Below are 20,603 nucleotides of genomic sequence, written 5' to 3' on the forward strand. Positions count from 1 at the left end.
GCTGTCATCAGGTGCTGCCCCATGGAAATCAAGGTCAATTTTCTCGACAACCTTCGACTTGAAGCCAAGTTCGACGATTTCACGGTGGTGGCCGACCAACCGATCCGCTACAAGGGCGACGGCTCGGCGCCGGGCCCGTTCGATTACTTCCTGGCATCCTCGGCGTTGTGCGCGGCCTACTTCGTCAAGCTCTACTGCAACACCCGCAACATTCCCACCGACAACATCCGCCTGTCGCAGAACAACATCGTCGACCCGGAAAACCGCTACAACCAGATCTTCAAGATCCAGGTCGAACTGCCAGCGGACATCTCGGCCAAGGATCGCCAGGGCATCCTGCGCTCGATCGACCGCTGCACCGTGAAGAAGGTCGTGCAGACCGGCCCGGATTTCATCATCGAGGAGGTCGACAACCTCGACGCCGATGCCCAGGCCTTGCTGATGCCGGCGCGGGCGGAAGGGGCGAGCACCTATGTGCTGGGCAAGGACCTGCCGCTGGAGCAGACCATCGCCAACATGTCTGGCATCCTCGCCGGGCTGGGGATGAAGATCGAGATCGCCTCGTGGCGCAACATCGTGCCCAACGTATGGTCGTTGCACATCCGCGATGCCTACTCGCCGATGTGCTTCACCAACGGCAAGGGTTCGACCAAGGAAAGCGCGCTGGCGTCTGCCCTCGGTGAATTCATCGAGCGGCTCAACTGCAACTTCTTCTACAACGATCAGTTCTGGGGCGAAGACATCGCCAATGCGGCCTTCGTGCACTACCCCGACGAGCGCTGGTTCCAGCCGGGCCGCAAGGATGCGCTGCCTGCCGAGATACTCGATGCCCACTGCCTGGCCATCTACAACGCCGACGGCGAACTGCGCGGTTCTCACCTCTACGACACCAACTCGGGCAACATGGAGCGGGGCATCTGTTCGCTGCCTTTCGTGCGCCAGTCCGACGGCGAGACGGTGTATTTCCCGTCCAACCTGATCGAAAACCTCTACCTGAGCAACGGTATGAGTGCCGGCAACACCTTGGCCGAGGCCCAGGTGCAGTGCCTGTCGGAGATCTTCGAGCGCGCGGTCAAGCGCGAGATTCTCGAAAGCGAACTGGCGCTGCCCGACGTCCCGGCCGAGGTGCTGGCGCGCTATCCCGCTATCCAGGCCGGCATTCAGGGGCTGGAGGAGCAGGGCTTTCCGGTGCTGGTCAAGGATGCCTCCCTGGGCGGTCGCTTCCCGGTAATGTGCGTGACCTTGATGAACCCGCGCACCGGCGGCGTGTTCGCCTCGTTCGGCGCCCATCCAAGCCTGGAAGTAGCGCTCGAGCGCAGCCTCACCGAGTTGCTTCAGGGCCGCAGTTTCGAGGGGCTCAACGACTTGCCCCAGCCGACCTTCGAAAGCCATGCGCTGATGGAGCCGAACAACTTCGTCGAGCATTTCATCGATTCGAGCGGCGTGGTGTCGTGGCGCTTCTTCAGTGCCAAGGCCGATTTTGCCTTTGTCGATTGGGATTTCACCGCACAGGGTGAGAACGCCAACGCCGAGGAAGCGGCGACGTTGTTCGGGATTCTCGCCGACATGGAGAAGCAGGTGTACATGGCGGTCTATGAGCACTTGGGCGCCAAGGCGTGCCGGATCCTGGTGCCGGGGTATTCGGAGATCTATCCGATCGAAGATCTGATCTGGGACAACACCAACAAGGCGCTGTTTTTCCGCGAAGACATTCTCAACCTGCACCAGCTCGATGACGATGCGCTGGGCAATCTGTTGCAGCGCCTGGAGGAGTCGGAGCTGGATGACTACACCGACATCCGCACCTTGATCGGTATCGAGTTCGACGAGAACACCGTGTGGGGGCAACTGACCATTCTGGAGTTGAAGGTGCTGATCCAGCTGGTGCTCGAGCGCTTCGACGACGCCAAGGAGCTGGTCGAGATGTTCCTGCAGTACAACGCCAATACGCTTGAGCGCGGCCTGTTCTTCCAGGCGCTGAACGTGGTGCTCGAGGTGCAGCTGGACAGCGACCTGGACATGGCCGACTACGAGGTCAACTTCCGCCGCATGTTCGGTGACGCGCGGATGGAGGCAGCGCTGGGATCCGTGGATGGCAGCGTGCGTTTCCACGGCCTGACCCCGACCAGCATGAAGCTCGAAGGGCTGGACCGTCACCTGCGCCTGATCGACAGCTACAAGAAACTGCACAGCGCCCGCGCCAAGGCCTGATCCCCCGCGCTGCCCTTTTCGCGGCCACGGGCCGCTCCTACGGAAAACTCAGCCGCCCGTAGGAGCGGTCATCGGCCGCGAAGAACGCGCTGCGGACTGTCTGCTCCACCGCGCTGCCCTTTTCGCGGCCACGGGCTGCTCCTACGGAAAACTCAGCCGCCCGTAGGAGCGGTCATCGGCCGCGAAGAACGCGCTGCGGACTGTATGATCCAACGCGCTGCCCTTTTCGCGGCCACGCGCCGCTCCTACGGAAAACTCAGCCGCCCGTAGGAGCGGTCATCGGCCGCGAAGAACGCGCTGCGGACTGCCTGATCCACCGCGCTGCCCTTTTCGCGGCCACGGGCCGCTCCTACGGAAAACTCAGCCGCCCGTAGGAGCGGTCATCGGCCGCGAAGAACGCGCTGCGGACTGTCTGATCCACCGCGCTGCCCTTTTCGCGGCCACGGGCCGCTCCTACGGAAAACTCAGCCGCCCGTAGGAGCGGTCATCGGCCGTGAAGAACGCGCTGCGGACTGTCTGATCCACCGCGCTGCGCCCTTCGCGGCCACGGACCGCTCTTACGGAAGAAGGGCAGCACCGCCTTCAAGGCGCGGCTGGCAGATAATGATCCAGCAGCCGCTGGATGGAACCGTTGCGGTGCAGCGTCTCCACCGCTTTGCGCAAACTGCTCACCACGCGCGGCGAGCATGTCTTCGAACACGCCAGGTACAGGTCCGTGGTCATCAGCACCGGGCTCATCAGCAGCGGCTGCTTGGAAACCTGGCGCCAGATGTACTGCGATTCAGGCACCCCGTTGAACCAGGCATCGACCCGTCCCAGCAGCAGCATCTGCGCCGGATTCTCACCGATGCGCAACGGGTAGATCTGCGACGCATCGAACCCTTCGTCGTACAGCTTGCGCTCCTGCGCGCTGCCCATGCCCACGGCGATCCGTCGATAGGTCCGACGTGCCTGGGCAAAGCTGTCGACGCGCTTGTCGAGGGTGAAAAACGCCCGGTCCATGCTCATGATCGGGGCGATCCAGGTGTAGCTCGTTTCCCTGTCGGGAGTTCGCGACAGCGGCACGATAAGCAGGTCCTGCCCGTGCTGCACAGTCCGTTGCGCGCGAAGCCAGGGCAGCACATTGATATTCATGTGATAACCCGCCAGCGTCATGGCCTGCCGAGCGGCGTCAGCGACGATACCTTGCTGGCCCGCATCCCCCGCCATGCTCAACGGCGGCGCCTCGGGCATGTACAGATCGAAGGTGCGCGGGTGCGCGGCCCAGGCAGCCGGGAGGAGAGCGCTGCACAGCAGCAGACCGCAGACAGCCTTGAACAGCAATCCGCAAGTGCGGTTCAGATGACCCATGGCAACGATCCGATGACTTTCAATGGCAGGCTCCTGGACGGCCAGCATAGTCGCTAATGGCGCTACCTGCTCGCATGGGAACCGCGTCGACCTCAGCCCATCCATATCCGATACATACCTACGCACTGAGGACACTCCAGGTGGAGACCAAGCAAAGCTGGTCGTTCGATGCAGCGCAGATCGCGCAGGCGCAGCGCTTCAACAAGACCCTCGAGCGCCTGCCGCGGTTCCGCATCCGCAACCGCGTCACGCCAATGCTGATCCAGACACTGCTGCGTGCCGGCCAGCTGGGCAAGGCGCTGAAGCCTGTCAACCATGGCCTGGCCATCGAGAATCGCGTGCTGGTCAGCGCCGATGCCGTTCCGGTGAGGGTGCGCATCATCCGCCCGCAGGGGCCAGCCAAGGGCTTGGTGCTGGATTTCCATGGCGGCGGCTGGGTGATCGGCAACGCGCAGATGAACGATGACGTGAACATCGCCCTGGTTCAGGCCTGTGACGTGGCGGTGGTCTCGGTGGATTACCGGCTGGCCGTGTCGACCCCGCTGCAGGGCTTGCTCGACGACTGTCTGGCGGCCACACGCTGCGTGCTCGGTGGCGGCTTTCCCGAGTTCGATGGCCTGCCGGTGATCATGGTCGGTGAGTCCGCCGGTGGCCACCTGGCAGCGGCCACGCTGCTGCAGCTCAAGCGATGGCCGGCGCTGCTGCAGCGCGTGTGCGGGGCGCTGCTGTATTACGGGGTATTCGACCTGACCGGCACGCCCAGCGTGCGCGATGCGGGCCCCGAAACCCTGGTGCTGGACGGGCCAGGCATGCTCGAGGCCTTCCGTCGGCTAACCCCCGGCCTGGACGACGAGCAACGGCGGCAACCGTCGCTGTCGCCGCTGCATGGCGACCTGGATGAACTGCCGCCGGCGCTGATGTTCGTCGGTGAACTGGACCCATTGCGCGACGATACCCTGCTGATGGCCGAACGCTGGGGCAGGGTGGCCAGCGTGGAGCTGCGCCTGTTGCCGGCCTCGCCCCATGGCTTCATCCACTTCCCCACGCCCATGGCCGCGCGGGCGCTGGCATACAGCCGTGAATGGGTCGTCCGCCTGCTGGCGGCACGCGCTGCGCAGGATCCTGCCGGATGAGTTGAAATACCCCGGCGTGCTCGCCAGAATGCCCGCCCATGCGGGCCTGAACGGCACGCGTTGAACCTGGAGAATCGTTGCCTCGTGAACCCGCAGAGCTTGTCTCACCGCCTGGAGCAGGTCGCCGCCCAGGTCCCCGCCGGCGCGCGCCTGGCTGACATCGGTTCGGATCATGCCTACCTGCCGGTGGCCTTGGTCCTGCGTGGCATCGTCCCTCGGGCCGTGGTCGGGGAGGTCGCCCTGACGCCGTTTCTGGCGGCCCGGCGCAGCGTTGACGAGAACGGGCTGGCGCATTGCATCAGCGTGCGTCAGGCCGACGGCCTGGCGGCAATCGAAGCGAGCGACCGGATCACGGCCGTGACCCTCTGCGGGATGGGCGGCGAAACCATTCGCGACATTCTGCAGGCGGGCAAGGCGCGTTTGAGCACCGGCGAGCGGTTGATCCTGCAGCCCAATGGCGGTGAACGCCACCTGCGGCAGTGGCTGATGGACAATGGCTATGGCATCCGCCATGAAGAGGTGCTGCGGGAAAATCGCTTCGACTACGAGATCATCGTCGCTGACCCTGGCGAGCCGGTCGCGTACAGCCCACAGGAATTGTTTTTCGGGCCCTTGCAACTGCAGCAACGCACGCCGGCGTTCCTGGCCAAGTGGCAACGCCTGCTGCACCTCAAGCGCCGCACCCTCGAGCGGCTGGCCCACGCCCGGCAGAACGGGCTCGAAAGCAAACGAGTGGAGCTGGCCGAACACATCGACTGGATCGAATCCCTCAATCCCTTGTAGCAGCGGCGCAAGCCGTGTCATAGCTTACGCGGTGCGTCGGACTCACCACTGTATGGGTTGCCCATCCCAGGCCCAGAAGCTGCCGGTCTGCGTCGGTCCGTGCTGGCCGATCAATTCGAGCAGGCAGCGTGCGGCGAAGTCGGGGTCGAACAATTTGTCGGCCGGCACGTTGGCTTGAAAGGGCTGGGACAGGCGGGTGTCGGTGGTGCCCGGGTGCAAGGCCAGGACCGTGGCGGCGGGGTTCAAACGCTTGAGCTCGATGCTGGCAGTGCGCAGCAGCTGGTTGAGTGCCGCCTTGCTGGCGCGATAGCTGTACCAGCCACCCAGACGGTTGTCGCCGATCGAACCGACGCGGGCCGACAGCGCCGCGAAGGTCGCCGGCTGTTTGCGCAACAACGGCAGCAGATGCTTGAGCAGCAGCACCGGCGCAAAGGCATTGGTGGCAAAACTGGCCTGCAGACTGCTCAGCTCCAGTTGCGCCAGACCTTTTTCCGGCCGCGCGCCGTCTTGATGCAGAATGCCCAGCGTGCTGATCACCAGGTGCAAATGATTGCAATCGCCCGCTACTGCACTGGCCAGCCGCTGCAGCGCCTGCTCATCGCGCGCATCACAATCATGGGTGACCAACCGCGATCCATGGCGCTGGGCCAATGCCGCGAGTTCGACGCTGGTTGTCGCCTGCCGGGAGACCGCAAACACCTGCGCGACATCCTCACGCTGCAACAGCTGCTCGCATAACGCCAAGCCGATGCCCTGACTGGCACCACAGATCAGCGCGCAGGCGCCACTGGATAGATCGGGTATCAACGCCATGCTGCACCGCCCGGGACAAGGATCGTACCGATAGGACCCGGCACTGCGGTCGAACGTTCTAAGGGGGCGTTCATGGATAGCTACCCTGCGCCCTGACAGGCGACCGCACACTGCCGCCGCATTGCCCATGACGCGCTACCCGAACTCGCGTCACTCCTGCTCGGCGGCCGGGCGCGGGGCATCGTCCTCGAGCGCCAGCTTCGCCCGATCGGCCTTGCTGATGTAGCGGTCCTTGCTCTGTGGTGCCAGCTTGGCGCTGGCCTTCTTGGCGTGTGCCTGCAACAGCTGTTTGATTTTCTTGCGGCGATTCATGGCGTGGCCCAGGCGGAAAGTGGGGCGATGATACCAGTACGGCTCATCGACCCGCTTGTTGCGCCCGATCAGAAGCTGTACTTGGCCGTCAGCATCAGGTTGCGCGGATTGCCGTAGCTGTCGCCGCCATAGCTGGTCGAGTTGGCGATGGCATTGTAGTACTTGCGGTCGAACACGTTGTTGGCATTCAACTGCAGGTCCAGGTTGCGGTTGACCTGATAGCCGGCCATCAGGTCGGTGATGGCATAGCCACCCTGTTCCAGGCGGTAGCGGCTGCCGTCGGCCAGGTCGATGTCGTTGTACAGGCGGCTCTGCCAGGACAAGGTGCCGCCCACGCGCAGTTTTTCCAACGGGCCCTGGAAGCGGTAGCTGGTGGTGACCTTGAACAGGTGCTCGGGAATGTCGGTGTCGAAACGCTGGTTTTCATTCTGTGGGTTCGCGTTGTCCTTGAGCGTGTGGACCCGCGCGTAGGTGTAGCCACCGCCCACCTGCCAGTTATCGGTCAGCGCCCCTTGCAGCTCGAAGTCGATACCCTGGCTGCGCACCTCGCCCGAGGCTTCGTAGCAGCTGAGTTGCGGGCAGTTGTCGACGAAGATCTGCACCGCGCGGTTTTCCTGGTCGACCCGGAACAAAGCCAGGCTGGCGTTCAAGGCGCCGTCGAAGTACTCGCCCTTGATGCCGATTTCGTAGTTCTTGCCCACGATCGGCTTGACCGGCGTGCCGCTGGTGTCCTGCGCGCTCTGCGGGGTGAAGATATCGCTGTAGCTGGCGTACACCGAATGGTGGTCGTCCAGCGTGTAGATCAGGCCGGCGTAGCGAGTGACGTTGCGAGTCACCTTGTAGTCGCCTTCGCCGTCGCGATTGTCATAGTCGTACCAGTCCACCCGACCACCCAGGATCAGCTTCAGCGGGTCGGCAAGGCTCAGCCGCGTGGTCAGGTAGACGCCATCCTGGGTAGTCACCTCGCGGCCGTTGTCGGTGTGGGTGAAGTTCGGCTTGCCGGCGTCGATCGGCCAGTTGGTGTCGTACGGGTCGTAGTTGTGCGTGGTCATGTCGTAGATGCGCTTGCTGGCCCCTACGACCAGTTCGTGGGTGCGCCCGAACGCCTGGAACGGGCCGCTGGCAAAGGCATCGAGGCCGGCCTGGTTTTCGTCGTGAGCGGACTGGTACACGGTACGCGCCAGCGTGTTGTTGACCCAGCGCGACTGATAAGAGCCCGAGAACAAGCCGTTCTGCTCGGCGTAGTTGGCGTTGACCTGCAGGTTCCAGTCGTTGGCCAGGCGCTGGCGCACTTCGGCGAACACGGTATTGATTTCCTGGTCCTTGTTTTCCCAGTCGGTACCCGGATTGTAGGAACGCGGCAGGTCCAGATGATGGCCGTCCTGGCCGATCATCGAGGAGCCCCAGAAGTAGTTGGTCTTGTCTTTCTGATGGGAGAAACCGAGGGTCAGCAGGGTGTCTTCGCCCAGGTCCGCCTCGGTGACGGCGTAGAACAGGCCGTGGTCCTCTTCGACGCCGTCGATGAAACTGTTTGCGTCTCGGTACGAACCCACCACTCGGCCCCGCAGCGTGCCGGCCTCGTTGAGCGGGCTGGACGCGTCGATCTCGCCACGGTAGTCGTCGTGGCTGCCGGCAGCGCCGGTCAAGGTCACCTTCTGCTCGGCCAATGGCCGTTTGCGCACCAGGTTGATCGCCGCCGAGGGGTTGCCGGCACCGGTCACCAGCCCTGTCGCGCCGCGCACGACCTCGACCCGATCGAACATGGCCAGGTTAGGCTGGGCACCGATGGTGACGCCCGAATAGCCGCTGGGTATGCCGTCGTACATCAGGTTGTCGATGTCGAAGCCGCGCGCCGAATAGGCCTGGCGGCCGGGGCCGTTGGCATAGTTGAGGAACAGGCCCGGGGTGGCGCGCACCGCATCGTTGATGCTGGTCATGGCCTGGTCATCCATGCGCTGACGGGTGATCACGGTCACCGATTGCGGCGTTTCGCGCAGGCTCAGCGGCAGCTTGGTGGCGGTTGCCATGGCGCCGGTGGTGTAGGACTGCGAGCCTTCGGTGAAGCTGCCCAGCTGGAACGAATCCGAGGTGATCTGGCTGGCACCCAATTCGATGACGCCCGGGGCCGTCTGTCCCTGGGTCTGGGTGCCATCGGCGGCCAGTGCCGGGGCCATCGTGGCCATGCAAATGGCCACTGCCAACAGATTGCGCGGAGCGTGGGGGCGTTGCAGCGGGGTAGGGCGTGACATGTAAAGCTTCCTGGCCAGACAAGGTTAATGCGAATCGTTAGCACTATTGTCTCAGAAAATTCCTACACATGGCGCAGGCGTATCAAAAAAACCGCCTTCCTTTCTGCGAATTGCTCGCTGGCTTGTAGGAGCGGTCATCGGCCGCGAACCCGGCGCCACGATGCATCAGCCGATCAGTGGCGCTCCATTCGCGGCCGATGCCCGCTCCTACGGGGTCCCGGATGTACCGGTGGTCGCGGCCAGGGCCTACAGGGCCGACGCGTCACCCATATGTCACATTTCATGTCTAGCTTCGATCATCACACCCCGGGCGCCGGCCTTCTTCCCTACCGCAAAGAGCCGCCATGGAAATCGATATCTTCAAAGACCTGCTGGTCCCCGTCATCGGTGGTCTGGGCATCTTCATGCTCGGCCTGGAGTTCATGTCCGATGGCATCAATAACCTGGCGGCCAACCGCATGCGCGCCTGGCTCGCCAAGCTGGCCGGCACGCCGGTGAAAGGCTTGGCCGCCGGCACGGTGATCACCGGCGTGCTGCAATCGAGCACGGCCATGACAGTCATGGTGGTTGGCCTGGTCAACGCCGGCGTGGTCGGCCTGCGACCCGCCATCAGCGTGATCATGGGGGCCAACATCGGCACCACCCTGGGCAACGGCCTGATCGCCATGCCGCTGGGTCCGCTGGGGCTGATCTTCGCCGGGGTGTTCGCCCTGGTCTATGTGTTCAGCAAGAGCGAGAAAACCCGTCACCTGGCGCTGGCCATCATTGGCTTCTCGCTGATCTTCTATGGCCTGAACCTGCTCACCGGCGGCCTCAAACCCCTGCGCGGCCTGCCCGAGGTGATGTCGGTCATTTCCAGTCTGCAGGCCGACAGCTATACCGGGCTGGCCATCTGCGTGCTGACCGCCGCGGGCATCACCGCGATGATCCATTCGTCCTCGGCCACCATCGGCATCGTCATGGGCCTGGGCGCCGCGGGCATCCTGGACTGGCAGACCGCCGTCGCGTTCTCCCTGGGCGCCGACCTGGGCACCACCGTCACCTCATGGCTGGCTTCGCTGAACCTGTCGAAGAACGCCAAGCGCGCCGCTTACGCGCACATCGCTTTCAACTTCATCGGCGTCGCAGTGATGTTTCCGCTGTTCTTTCTGTCCATGGACATCCTGCAAGGCGCCATGGGCCTGTTCGGCATGGACGTCACCCGCTCGGAAATGGTCGACGGCAAGGAAAGCTTCCCGCTGGTGCCCGTGGCAGTGGGGCTCTATTCAATCGGCTTCAATATCTTCAACACAGCGCTGATGTTTCCCTTCATCGGCGTGTTCGACCGCGTGCTGTCGCGCATCGGCGCGAGCCGCAGCGACGAGGAGGACTATGCCGTGCCGCGCTATCTCGACCGCGCCGCGCTGGCCAGTGTGAACACCGGTGTCGCGGCGGTCAGCCAGGAACTGACCCGCCATGGCCAAGGCATGGGTTTGCTGCTGGATGCGGCGCGCGGCCAGTCCCAGGCGCTGAAGAACGCCACGGAACATGAGCACGCGCTGGACACCCTGAGTCAGGAGATCCGCGGCTACACCGCGCAGATGTTCAAGAACGATCTGACTGCGCGCCAGACCAACCTGCTGGCCAGCCTCATCGAGGAAGAGGATTTCAGCGCGAGCCTGACCCGGACCCTGTCGCAGATCACCCGCCGCATCGAGCGTCAGGTGTTCAGCGCCAACGCGCGCAAGATCATCGACGCCATCCTCCATATCGTCGAGCCGGCGGTGCGCAAGGGGCCGCAAGGGGTCTACTTGCCGAATGCCCACGCCAAGGACTTGCTGGCCTTGCGCGAACGTTGCCTGCAGGGCGAACAGAAGCTTGGCTGGGATGAACGCGGCGCGATTCTGGCATTGCTGGGCAGCGCCGAGCGCGCGCTCAATCTGGTCCAGCGCATCGCTGAGGAACGCCTGTCGGTGTCGCGTGAACTGGACCAGGGCGAACCAGCCACGGCGGCCGACCATGCCCCGGCAGGGGTGTTGGCCAAGCCGCTGTAACCGACCTGGGGGCTAGCGCGCAGCGGCCGCTGGCGAAGCGTGATACCAGGGTCGCAGCAGGCTGAGCAGGCCCAGCAGCGCCATGCCTGCGCCCACCCAAAGGGGCGCTCGCAAACCCAGCCCGGCATCGATCACCGCGCCGCCGGCCCAGCTGCCCAGTGCCAGCCCGGCGGTGATGACCGAGGTGTGCAGGGTGTTGACCAGTGCGCCGGGCTCGGCGGCTTTCATCACCCGCGCGACCATGGCCGGGTTCAATGCCACCCCGGTCAGGCCGACCGTGAGGAAGCAGGCCAGGTTCAGCCAGAACACCTGGCCGGCCAGGGCGAATCCGCCAAGGGCCAGTACCAGCAGCGCCAGGCCCCAACCCAGCGCCGCGTAGGTGTGCCGATCGGCGATGCGCCCTACCACCATGTTGCCGAGCACGTTGGCCACGCCGTACAGCGCCAGCAACGGCGCCACCTGGGCGGGCGCCACGCCGACTTCCTCGATGAGTATCGGCGTGCAATAGCTGAAGGCGGCGAAGGTGGCGCCGATGATCAGTCCGCTGGTGACATAGGCACCCCACAGGCTGCGATTCTTCAGGCTGATCCACTGGCTGCCCAGCGACGGCTCGTCTCCAGCCTCGGCGCGAGGCAGGCGGGTGGCAACCAGCACCGTGCACAGCGAGGCCAGCGCCACTACCAGCCAGGCACTGGCACGCCAGCCATAGTGATGTTCGACCCAAGCGGTCGCCGGCACGCCGGCCACCGGCGACAGCATTAGCCCGGCCAGCACCACCGAAATGGCCCGGCCGCGGTCCTGCAGGCTGACCAACCCCGCGCACAGGGTCATGCACAGGCCGATGCAGGCCGCGCTGGAAACCCCCATGACGATCCGGGCCAGTGCCAGCACCGTATAGGTGGGCGCGGCCGCGGCCAAGGCGCCAGCCAGCACATACACCGCCAGCAGCCCGACCAGGGCGCGCTGATTGCTGATCCCGCGCGACAGCAGCAGAACCGTGACCGGCGGTCCGCCCAGGGCCATGCCCAGCGCATACAGGGCGATCAGGTTGCCGACCTGGGCCAGGCTCACGGAAAACGCCGAGGCCAGGGCAGGCATCATGCCCGCCACCATGAACTCGGCAGTCACCAGCGAGAAAATCGTCAAACCCAACAGGTAGACGGTCGGCGGAAGCTTGGAACGGGTGGTCATGAGCATCTCGGACAAAAATGAAGCTGGCTACCCTAGGGATTCTTGAACGAATGGTCAAATAACCATTGGCGCTGTACTCATGCCCGGCGACGGTCGGCGCCGACGCTTGCATCGCGCGAGCGGCGCGGCGATGCTCACAGGCTTTTCCAACCGAGAGCGCTGTCATGCCCTGCGTAACGCAAAGCCCTGCCGAACTGGCCATGGATGAAACCTTCTGGAAGGACGTTGCAGCGCGTTACCCGCGCGACGATGGGCCAATCAACCTCGATGGCGGCTATTTCGGGCGCATGAGCGAGGGCGTGGTACAGGCCTATGAAGATGCGATCAGGCAGGTCAACCGCGGCAACTCGGTGCAGGTCCGTGAGCATTTCGACAAGCACCAGGCCGAAGCCATCCGCCAGCAACTCGCCGAGCTGATGGGGGTGCCTGCCGACGAGCTGGCTTTCGCCCGCAGCGCGTCGGAAGCCCTCTATTCCCTGATCCGCAATTACCAGCGTCTGCAGCCGGGCGACCAGGTGCTGATCAGCGACCTGGACTACGGTTCGGTACAGGGCGCGTTCGACTGGCTGCAGCAGGCGCGCGGGGTCGAGCTGGTCACCCTGGTCCATGCCCACCCTGCAACCCACGACGGCCTGCTGCACAGCTACCGTGAGGCCTTCGCCACCCACCCACGGCTCAAACTCATGGCGTTGACCCACGTTACCCATCGCACCGGCCTGGTCATGCCGGTCAAAACCATCGCCACCGAAGCCCGTGCGCATGGGATCGACGTGATTCTCGACGGCGCGCATTCACTGGGCCAGATGGAGGTCGATCTCGCCGACATGGGCGTGGAAATGGCCGGCTTCAATTTGCAGAAATGGATCGGCGCGCCGCTCAGCCTCGGGGTCATTCACGTACGCCGCGAGCGCCTGGCCGATTTCGCGCCGGACATGGGCAACCCCAGCTACCCGGCCGACGACATACGCTGCCTCACACCCTATGGCACCCCCAATGTGCCGGCGCTGATGAGCCTGCCGACCGTGTTTGCCGAACACCAGGCACTGGGGGGCTGGCAGGTGAAAGGTGCACGCCTGCGCTACCTGCGCGACCTCTGGTTGCCGGCGGCGCGTGCGCTGCCCGGCATTGAAGTGCTCACGCCGGACGATCCGCGCCTGGCGTGCGGCATCGCCTCGTTCCGCTTTCGCGACGTCGAGGACCAACAAGGCAAGATCGACCAGTTGCTGGCGCAGTTCAATATCTTCACGGTGGCCCGCGCCGGCTCGGCGTGCGGACCCTGCATACGGGTGACGCCAGGCATCAACACCACGCCAGCCGACATGTATGCCCTGGCGAGCGCCTTGGCGCTGATGAGCGAGTGAGTGAACGCGGTTGCACTACAAGATCCGCGCGGCGGGCGCCGCGCAGATCCAGATCACCCAAGGGCAGGGCGCCCCCAGGCCGGCCTCAACGGTTGGGGGTGACCCGCCAGATGGTGTTGGCCAGGTCATCGGCGATGATCAGCGCACCACGCGGGTCGACCGTGACGCCCACCGGGCGGCCGCGGGTCTTGCCATCGTCGCCGCGGAAGCCAGTGGCGAAGTCGATAGGCTCGCCGGCGGGTTTGTCACCGGCGAACGGCACGAAGATCACCTTGTAGCCCACGGGATTGTCGCGGTTCCAGCTGCCGTGCTCACCGACGAATGCACCCTGGGCAAATTTCTCGCCCATGGCCGGGATCGAGAAGTCCACACCCAGTGCAGCCACGTGGGAGCCCAGGCTGTAGTCGGGCTTGACCGCAGCGGCGACTTTCGCCGGGTTCTGCGGCTGAGCGCGGGAATCGACGTTCTGGCCCCAGTAGCTGTACGGCCAGCCATAGAACTGGCCTTCACGTACCGAGCTCAGGTAGTCGGGCACCAGGTCCGGGCCCAATTCGTCACGCTCGTTGACCACCGCCCACAGCTGGCCGGTCCCCGGCTGAATGGTCAGCGCCGTCGGGTTGCGTATACCGGTCGCGTAGGGCTTGTGCGCACCGGTCTGCGCATCGATCTGCCAGACCATGGCGCGGTCGATCTCGACCTCCATGCCGCGTTCGGTCACGTTGCTGTTGGAGCCGATGCCCACGTACAGGTAGCGCGCGTCGTCACTGATGGCCAGCGACTTGGTCCAGTGGTGGTTGATCGCCGACGGCAGGTCGGCCAGTTTGGTCGGTGCCGCGCTGGCTTTGGTCTGCCCGTCGGTGTAGTCGAAGCGCACCAGGGCATCCTGGTTGGCCACGTACAGTTTGCCGTTGGCATAGGCCAGGCCGTAGGGCGCGTTGAGGTTTTCCGCGAACACCGTTTTCAGCTCATAGGTGCCGTCGCCATCGGCGTCGCGCAGCAGGGTCAGGCGGTTGCCGCCTTTGACCTGGGTGTTGCCCTGGGCCTTGATGTAGCTGGCGATCACGTCCTTGGGCTTGAGCTTGGCGGCGCTGCCACCGCGACCCTCGGCCACCAGGATGTCACCATTGGGCAAGACCAGGGTCTGCCGCGGGATGGCCAGGCCGGTGGCGATCGCGCTGATGGTATAGCCTTGCGGCACGGTCGGCTTGCTGTCACCCCACGCCACCGGCTCGGCGATCTTCATGCTCGGCAGCAGGCCGCGCTGCGCTTCCGGCAACTTCGGGTCGGGCCCGCGTGCCTGGGTGCTGTCGGCTTCGCTGCCGCAGCCGGCGAGCAGCAGCGCCATGCTCAAGGCCGTCAATGCGCCTGAATATTTCATCGAACACCTCCCGAACGCAGATTGCTCAAGCCGATCCATGCCGCCACCAGCGACAGTACGGTCACCACCACCGACATGACCAACCCGGTGGGCATCACCGCCCAGGCATCCTTGGCGTGCTCGAAGGCGTTCACCAGGCCCAGCACCCACGTGACCAGCAACAGCAGAAAATACAGCACCGCACGGCCGCCCTTGTGCTCGGCACGGATCAGGTTGATCAGCGCAAAGACCAGCGCCAGCCCGCAGAACACCAGGCCACCGGCGATGAGCCAGGCGGCGAAGTTGCTCCATTGGATCTGGTAGCTCTGGGAGTAGGCGATATCACTGAGCAGGGCGCCGAGAAACAGCGGCACGGTGCCAGCCAGAAAAATCGCATGCAGCGGGCCTGGCCTGTGTCGATAGGCGAGTTGGGTAGAAGTGGTCACGATTGTTCCTCATCGTTGGACAACATCGGCACGGGTGTACCGGCTCGTCAGGGGCGCAGGGTGCGCATAGCAAGGGATCGCCGACGCCAACTGTTAGTTCACCAGGCTTCGTGTCGAAATATTTTACGCGGCGCATGCGCAGCCCAGCGCAATGGCCCGAGCCAGACGCCACCGGCCGTCGGGCGTCGCGATCTTCGTTCAAGCAATCGCCTCGAGTGGCCGATACAACGCCAGCCCATGCTTTCGCAGGGTTCTCCTTCTCGAGGTCTGTCATGTTCAAAACGTCTCTGCGCGCACAGGTCCTGGCGCTGCTGGCCAGTGGGTTGCTGATCCTGCTGCTGATTGCCCTGGGCAGCTTCAAGTTTCTTGCGGCCAGCCTGGATGACTACACGGCGCTGGTGGCGGGCCCCTTGCGTGCCACTGAACTGGTGGACCGGGCCAACGTCCAGTTCAAGACCCAGGTGCAGGAATGGAAGAACGTGCTGCTGCGCGGTAAGGATGCCAAGGCGGCGGACAAGTATTGGGCGCAGTTCGAGGAGCAGGAACGCGCGGTGGCGGCGACCCTGCAAGCCCTTGGCGAGCTGCCGGGGGTGCCCGCCGGCATCAGTCAGAATGCGCAACGCCTGCGCGCCGAACACGCGGTGCTGGGTGCAGCCTATCGCAAGGGGCGCAACGCCTTCCTGGCCAGCGGCGCCGATGCTGCCAGCGGTGACCGCGCAGTGGCAGGCGTCGACCGCGCTACCAGCGAGCAGCTCAATGCCCTGGTCAGCGAACTGCGTACACTCGCCGACGAACAATCGCTGCTGATCAACCACCGAGGCCACCAGGCGATCATCTGGGGCATCGCCATCATGCTGGTGTCGGGCCTGTTGATCACGGCCCTGAGCCTGTGGCTGGTCAACCGCAACCTGGTCACCCCGGTACGCGATCTGATCGACTACGTGGCCCGTCTGAGCCAGGGCCATCTGGCCGAGCGTGTGGTCAGCCATCGCCGTGACGAGCTGGGTCGCCTGGCCGTGGCCGCGAACACCCTGCGTGATTTCCTCGCCGACACCTTCACCCGCCTGCAACGCAGCACGGCCAATCTGGACCAGGCCAGCGGCGAGCTCAACACCATCGCTGCAGTCATGCTGCAAGGCACCAGCGAGCAGTTCGAACGCACCGACCAGGTGGCCACGGCGATGCAGGAAATGTCTGCGACCGCCCAGGAAGTCGCACGCCACGCCGCTGGCGCCGCCACTGCGGCGGATGACGCCGACCGCGAAGCCCAGGACGGCGAGCAGGCGATGCAAGCCACCATCCATACCATCACCCGCATGCGCGGTGAAATTGCCGTGACCGGCGATGTCATTCGTCAGTTGCGCGACGACAGTGGCCGCATCGGCAAGGTATTGGAAGTCATCCGCGGCATTGCCGACCAGACCAATCTGCTCGCGCTCAACGCCGCCATCGAAGCCGCGCGCGCGGGCGATGCCGGCCGCGGGTTTGCCGTTGTGGCCGACGAAGTGCGTACCCTGGCGCAGCGCACCGCCGCCTCCACCCAGGAAATCCATCAGATCATCGACACCGTGCAGACCGGCGCGGTGAACGCCGTGCAGGCCATCGAAAGCGGGCAGAAGCGCAGCGACGAGGGCGCCGAGCAAGTGGTGGCGGCGGGTCAGACCCTCACTCGCATCACCCAGGCCATCGAGTCGATCAGGGACATGAACCGGCAGATTGCCACCGCTGCCGAGGAACAGAACGCGGTGGTCGAAGACATCGCGCAGAATCTGGTTGAAATCACCGCCATCGCCACCACCAACCAGGGCAGCGTCGAGCGCACCCAGGCTGCCAGCAGCCACCTGCATCAATTGTCGGCGGAACTGGCTCAGGTCACCGCGCGCATCAAGGCGGCTTGAGCGAGCGCCCCGCCGCCAGCTGGCGCTACTTGCCCTTGGGCAGCAGCCGCGCCAGCTTGCGCATCTCCACTTCGGCCTTGGCCAGCTCCATGGCCGACGCCTCTTCCCAGACCCGCTGCAGCGGCTGCAGGTCGGGCTCGACCTTGACCTTGATGCACCACTGGTGATGGTCGTGCCACGAGCCCAGTGCCGACTGCACCGCCTTGAGGGATTTCTCCGCCTTGGGCGACAGCGGCGACAGGTCCCCGAACGCCTGGATCAGGTAACGTGTGCGCTTGACCAGGATCCGCAGTTCGTGGCGGTCGAACTCGGCATCCTTCAAGGCGTGCCGCAGCTTGCGCACGTGCTTGTCGAGGGTCTTGATCACGAGCTTTTCGAACGCTCGCGAGTGGCTGCCCAGTTCGCTGGCGCGGAACGCGGCCGACCAGGTGTCCAGCGCACTGAACAGGGCGTTCAGGCTCGAATGGTCGACGATCACCCGATGCTCGCCTGCAAGCCGCGCGCGACGTTTGTCGGCCGCGCCGTGCAAGCCACGCCGCTCCAGCTCCTGCACCATGACTTCCAGATCGCGGGTGGGCGTGGTGAAGCGGCCCACGTTCTTGGCTGCGCTCAGCAGCGGTTGCAGCGCCGGCAGCGCACGAACCGGTATCAACAGGCTGCGAATGCGCCGTACGGCAATGCGCAGATCGTGCAGCGCCTCTTCGTCGGTCGCTGCCTGCAGACGTACCCGCGCATGAAAGAGCGCCACTTCCAGTGCGATGATCTCTTTCACATAGCTGTCGACAAATGCCATCGAATCCTCCAATAGATAGTCACGCAGCGTCGTCGCGAACGCCTGTTCAGTGATAGACCGGAAGGCCTGGCCAACGTTGCCCAAGTGCACGGATGAATATGTTTGCAAATACATCAACCGCAAACGGGTGACTGATTTTCCTGTCCGCTAAACCTCGAGGGCCCAGTGCGGTCACACCTACACTTTCCACCGCAGGCAAGCGCTGCACGTCCCACCAGGAGCTTTTCGATGACTGTGAAGTCAGACCCCGTCAAACCCTCGACCCTCAACCCACCGGTATTCTGGATATCGGCCATCTTGCTGTTGCTGCTGGTGCTGTTCGCCAGCCTGATGCCGCGGCAGGCGCAGACCTTCTTTGCCGTGGTGCAAGACTGGATTTTCACCAACGTCAGCTGGTTCTACATCCTGGCCGTGGCGATCATCCTGGGCACCGTGGTGTTCCTGGGCGTGAGTCGCTACGGCGACATCAAGCTGGGCCCGGACCACAGCACCCCGGACTACAGCAGCATGACCTGGTTTGCCATGCTCTTTTCGGCAGGCATGGGCATCGGCCTGATGTTCTTCGGCGTCGCCGAGCCGGTCATGCATTTCCTCAACCCGCCCTACGGGGAGGGTGCCACGGTCGCTGCGGCAGGCGAGGCGATGAAGATCACCTTCTTTCACTGGGGCCTGCATGCCTGGGCCATCTACGCCATCGTTGCCTTGATCCTGGCCTATTTCAGCTTTCGCCACGGCCTGCCGCTGACCCTGCGTTCAGCACTCTATCCGCTGATCGGCGAGCGCATCTACGGCCCCATCGGGCATGCCGTGGACATCTTCGCCATCATCGGTACGGTGCTGGGTGTGGCCACTTCGCTGGGCTTCGGCGTGGCGCAGATCAACACCGGCCTCAACGCGCTGTTCGGCGTGCCGGTGTCGATCCCGATCCAGATCGCGCTGATCATCGGCACCACTGCGCTGGCCACGCTGTCGGTGGTGTCGGGTCTGGACAAGGGCATCCGCCGATTGTCCGAGCTCAACCTCGGGCTGGCCGTGCTGCTGATGGCCATGGTGATGATTCTCGGCCCCACCGTGCTGATCCTGCAGACCTTCGTGCAGAACACCGGCGGGTACCTGAGCGAAATCGTCAGCCGCACGCTCAACCTCAATGCCTACCAGCCCACCGACTGGATCGGCGGCTGGACCCTGTTCTACTGGGGCTGGTGGCTGGCCTGGTCGCCGTTCGTGGGGCTGTTCATCGCGCGCATCTCGCGCGGCCGCACCATTCGTGAATTCGTCACCGGCGTGCTGCTGGTGCCTACCGCGTTCACCCTGCTGTGGATGACCGTGTTCGGCAACACCGCGATCCACATGATCCTTGAGCAGGGCATGGTGGACCTGGGCATTGCCGTGGACAAGGACACCTCCCTGGCACTGTTCGCGTTTCTCCAGCACTTCCCGTTTTCCGGGGTGATCAGCGCGCTGGCGATCATCATGGTAGTGGTGTTCTTCGTGACGTCCGCCGACTCCGGCGCCATGGTGGTCGACATGCTTGCGTCCGGCGGTTCGGAAAACACCCCCGTGCGCCAGCGCATCTTCTGGGCATCCAGCATGGGCCTGGTGGCGATCGCGCTGCTGCTGGCCGACGGCCTCAAGGCCTTGCAGACCGCAACCATCGCCAGCGCGCTGCCCTTTACCCTGGCTTTGCTGCTGAGCATGCGCGGCCTGCTCAAGGCGCTCAAGCTCGACGCCACCAAGCGTGACCTGCGTCACCAGGCGCTCGCCATCTCGCCAAGCACGCCGCGTACCGGCGGCACCTGGCAGCGCCGCCTGCGTACCCTGGCGATGTTTCCGCGGCGTGCCCACGTGGTTCGTTTCATCGAGGACGTGGCGCGTCCGGCGTGCCTTGGCGTTGCCGAGGAATGGCGCCTGCAGGGTTACGACTGCACCGTGGAAGATGGCGAGGAGGGCGGCGTGCGCCTGAGCGTCGGTCCTACCGACACCGCCTTCATCTACGAGATCAGGCCCCATGCCTATGCCACACCCAGCTTCGTCATGAGCGGGCCGCCGGGCGAAGAGCGCAAGTACTTCCGCGCCGAAGTGCATCTGCGCGAGGGTGGCCAGGATCATGACGTGATGGGCTGGTCCCGCGACGAGGTGATCGGCGACATTCTCGACCACTACGAGCGGCACATGCACTTCCTGCACCTGGTGGGTTGAGCTTCACGCCGTTTCAATTTGCAATGGCCGGGCGTTAACATGCCGGCCATTGCCATCCCTTATTTCAGGAGCCTCCCATGGCCCATTCCGACATCACGTTCCTGCCAGACCCCGACCCCGAGTCGATTTCCTCGGACGTTGCAGGCTTCGGCGGCCTGCTGGTGACTACCCAGATCCCGACCCGCGCCGACGGCAGCCTGGAGCTGGGCAGCATCACCGAGCAGAGCGAATGCACGCTGCAGGCGCTGAAGGTGGCGCTGGAGGCGGCGGGCAGTTCGCTCGATCGCGTCCTGCACCTGACCATCTACCTGACCGACATGGCTGATCGTCCCGCGTTCAACGAGGTCTACCAGCGCTTTTTCGCCAAGCCCTGGCCGGTGCGTGCGGCGGTGGGCATCAACGCGCTCGCTGCCACAGGCATGCGCGTGGAAGTCACCGCCATGGCAGCCAAGGGCTGATCGTGCAGGAGAGCAG

16 protein-coding genes are annotated in these 20,603 nt (G+C 64.5%); 8 read left to right on the forward strand and 8 right to left on the reverse strand.

The features are described from left to right. Nucleotides 1–21 precede the first annotated feature (21 nt). On the forward strand, nt 22–2,211 hold the full coding sequence (locus tag IFT75_RS07455; RefSeq protein ID WP_192054056.1) for an OsmC domain/YcaO domain-containing protein: 2,190 nt from the start codon (nt 22–24) through the stop codon (nt 2,209–2,211). A gap of 582 nt (nt 2,212–2,793) precedes the next feature. Here IFT75_RS07455 and IFT75_RS07460 read toward each other — a convergent pair. After that, nucleotides 2,794–3,561 carry a substrate-binding periplasmic protein gene (locus tag IFT75_RS07460; RefSeq protein WP_192054058.1) on the reverse strand — a complete coding sequence of 256 codons (768 nt, stop codon included), beginning with the start codon at nt 3,559–3,561 and terminating at the stop codon, nt 2,794–2,796. A 140-nt stretch (nt 3,562–3,701) separates the two neighbouring features. Here IFT75_RS07460 and IFT75_RS07465 point away from each other — a divergent pair, with 140 nt between their 5' ends. Together IFT75_RS07465 and IFT75_RS07470 are read left to right on the forward strand one after the other, a co-directional pair. Beyond that, nucleotides 3,702–4,694, forward strand: a complete 993-nt coding sequence (locus IFT75_RS07465) for an alpha/beta hydrolase (RefSeq protein WP_342214371.1) — start codon at nt 3,702–3,704, stop codon at nt 4,692–4,694. Nucleotides 4,695–4,778: 84 nt separating this feature from the next. Next, nucleotides 4,779–5,477 (forward strand): tRNA (adenine(22)-N(1))-methyltransferase TrmK, encoded by a 699-nt coding sequence (locus IFT75_RS07470; protein ID WP_185793773.1) that lies wholly within the window; start codon nt 4,779–4,781, stop codon nt 5,475–5,477. A gap of 42 nt (nt 5,478–5,519) precedes the next feature. Here IFT75_RS07470 and IFT75_RS07475 read toward each other — a convergent pair whose 3' ends face one another. The 3 genes from IFT75_RS07475 to IFT75_RS07485 form a co-directional block, all read right to left on the reverse strand. After that, nucleotides 5,520–6,290, reverse strand: a complete 771-nt coding sequence (locus IFT75_RS07475) for an SDR family NAD(P)-dependent oxidoreductase (protein WP_192054060.1) — start codon at nt 6,288–6,290, stop codon at nt 5,520–5,522. Nucleotides 6,291–6,440: 150 nt separating this feature from the next. Then, on the reverse strand, nt 6,441–6,602 hold the full coding sequence (locus IFT75_RS07480) for a DUF2986 domain-containing protein (protein WP_192054061.1): 162 nt from the start codon (nt 6,600–6,602) through the stop codon (nt 6,441–6,443). A gap of 68 nt (nt 6,603–6,670) precedes the next feature. Continuing rightward, complete coding sequence (locus tag IFT75_RS07485) at nt 6,671–8,851, reverse strand: TonB-dependent siderophore receptor (protein WP_192054063.1); 2,181 nt, start codon at nt 8,849–8,851, stop codon at nt 6,671–6,673. A gap of 344 nt (nt 8,852–9,195) precedes the next feature. Between IFT75_RS07485 and IFT75_RS07490 the strand changes: the two genes are divergently transcribed. Next, complete coding sequence (locus IFT75_RS07490) at nt 9,196–10,884, forward strand: Na/Pi cotransporter family protein (protein WP_192054065.1); 1,689 nt, start codon at nt 9,196–9,198, stop codon at nt 10,882–10,884. 12 nt (nt 10,885–10,896) lie between these two features. Here IFT75_RS07490 and IFT75_RS07495 read toward each other — a convergent pair whose 3' ends face one another. Then, on the reverse strand, nt 10,897–12,075 hold the full coding sequence (locus IFT75_RS07495) for an MFS transporter (RefSeq protein WP_122797482.1): 1,179 nt from the start codon (nt 12,073–12,075) through the stop codon (nt 10,897–10,899). Between the two features lie 164 nt (nt 12,076–12,239). On the opposite strand from IFT75_RS07495, the gene IFT75_RS07500 reads away from it, so the two are divergent. After that, the gene (locus IFT75_RS07500) at nt 12,240–13,436 is read left to right on the forward strand and encodes an aminotransferase class V-fold PLP-dependent enzyme (RefSeq protein ID WP_192054067.1); all 1,197 of its coding nucleotides are present in this window, start codon (nt 12,240–12,242) and stop codon (nt 13,434–13,436) included. Nucleotides 13,437–13,521: 85 nt separating this feature from the next. Here IFT75_RS07500 and IFT75_RS07505 read toward each other — a convergent pair whose 3' ends face one another. Together IFT75_RS07505 and IFT75_RS07510 are read right to left on the reverse strand one after the other, a co-directional pair. Further along, nucleotides 13,522–14,814, reverse strand: coding sequence for a PQQ-dependent sugar dehydrogenase (locus IFT75_RS07505; RefSeq protein ID WP_122478964.1), 1,293 nt, complete (start codon nt 14,812–14,814; stop codon nt 13,522–13,524). Beyond that, nucleotides 14,811–15,239, reverse strand: a complete 429-nt coding sequence (locus tag IFT75_RS07510; RefSeq protein WP_192054069.1) for a DUF2231 domain-containing protein — start codon at nt 15,237–15,239, stop codon at nt 14,811–14,813. The genes IFT75_RS07505 and IFT75_RS07510 overlap by 4 nt, the downstream gene beginning before the upstream one ends. A gap of 857 nt (nt 15,240–16,096) precedes the next feature. On the opposite strand from IFT75_RS07510, the gene IFT75_RS21590 reads away from it, so the two are divergent. Further along, nucleotides 16,097–17,137 (forward strand): methyl-accepting chemotaxis protein, encoded by a 1,041-nt coding sequence (locus IFT75_RS21590; RefSeq protein WP_446731062.1) that lies wholly within the window; start codon nt 16,097–16,099, stop codon nt 17,135–17,137. A 25-nt stretch (nt 17,138–17,162) separates the two neighbouring features. Here IFT75_RS21590 and IFT75_RS07520 read toward each other — a convergent pair whose 3' ends face one another. After that, nucleotides 17,163–17,930: a CHAD domain-containing protein gene (locus IFT75_RS07520; protein WP_192054073.1), complete on the reverse strand. Its 768-nt coding sequence runs from the start codon at nt 17,928–17,930 to the stop codon at nt 17,163–17,165. A gap of 228 nt (nt 17,931–18,158) precedes the next feature. Here IFT75_RS07520 and IFT75_RS07525 point away from each other — a divergent pair, with 228 nt between their 5' ends. After that, on the forward strand, nt 18,159–20,129 hold the full coding sequence (locus tag IFT75_RS07525) for a BCCT family transporter (RefSeq protein WP_192054075.1): 1,971 nt from the start codon (nt 18,159–18,161) through the stop codon (nt 20,127–20,129). 77 nt (nt 20,130–20,206) lie between these two features. Beyond that, the gene (locus tag IFT75_RS07530) at nt 20,207–20,587 is read left to right on the forward strand and encodes a RidA family protein (RefSeq protein ID WP_192054077.1); all 381 of its coding nucleotides are present in this window, start codon (nt 20,207–20,209) and stop codon (nt 20,585–20,587) included. The last annotated feature ends 16 nt before the right edge of the window (nt 20,588–20,603 follow it).

This window comes from Pseudomonas sp. CFBP 8758 (assembly GCF_014841725.1).
GTDB lineage: Bacteria > Pseudomonadota > Gammaproteobacteria > Pseudomonadales > Pseudomonadaceae > Aquipseudomonas > Aquipseudomonas baltica.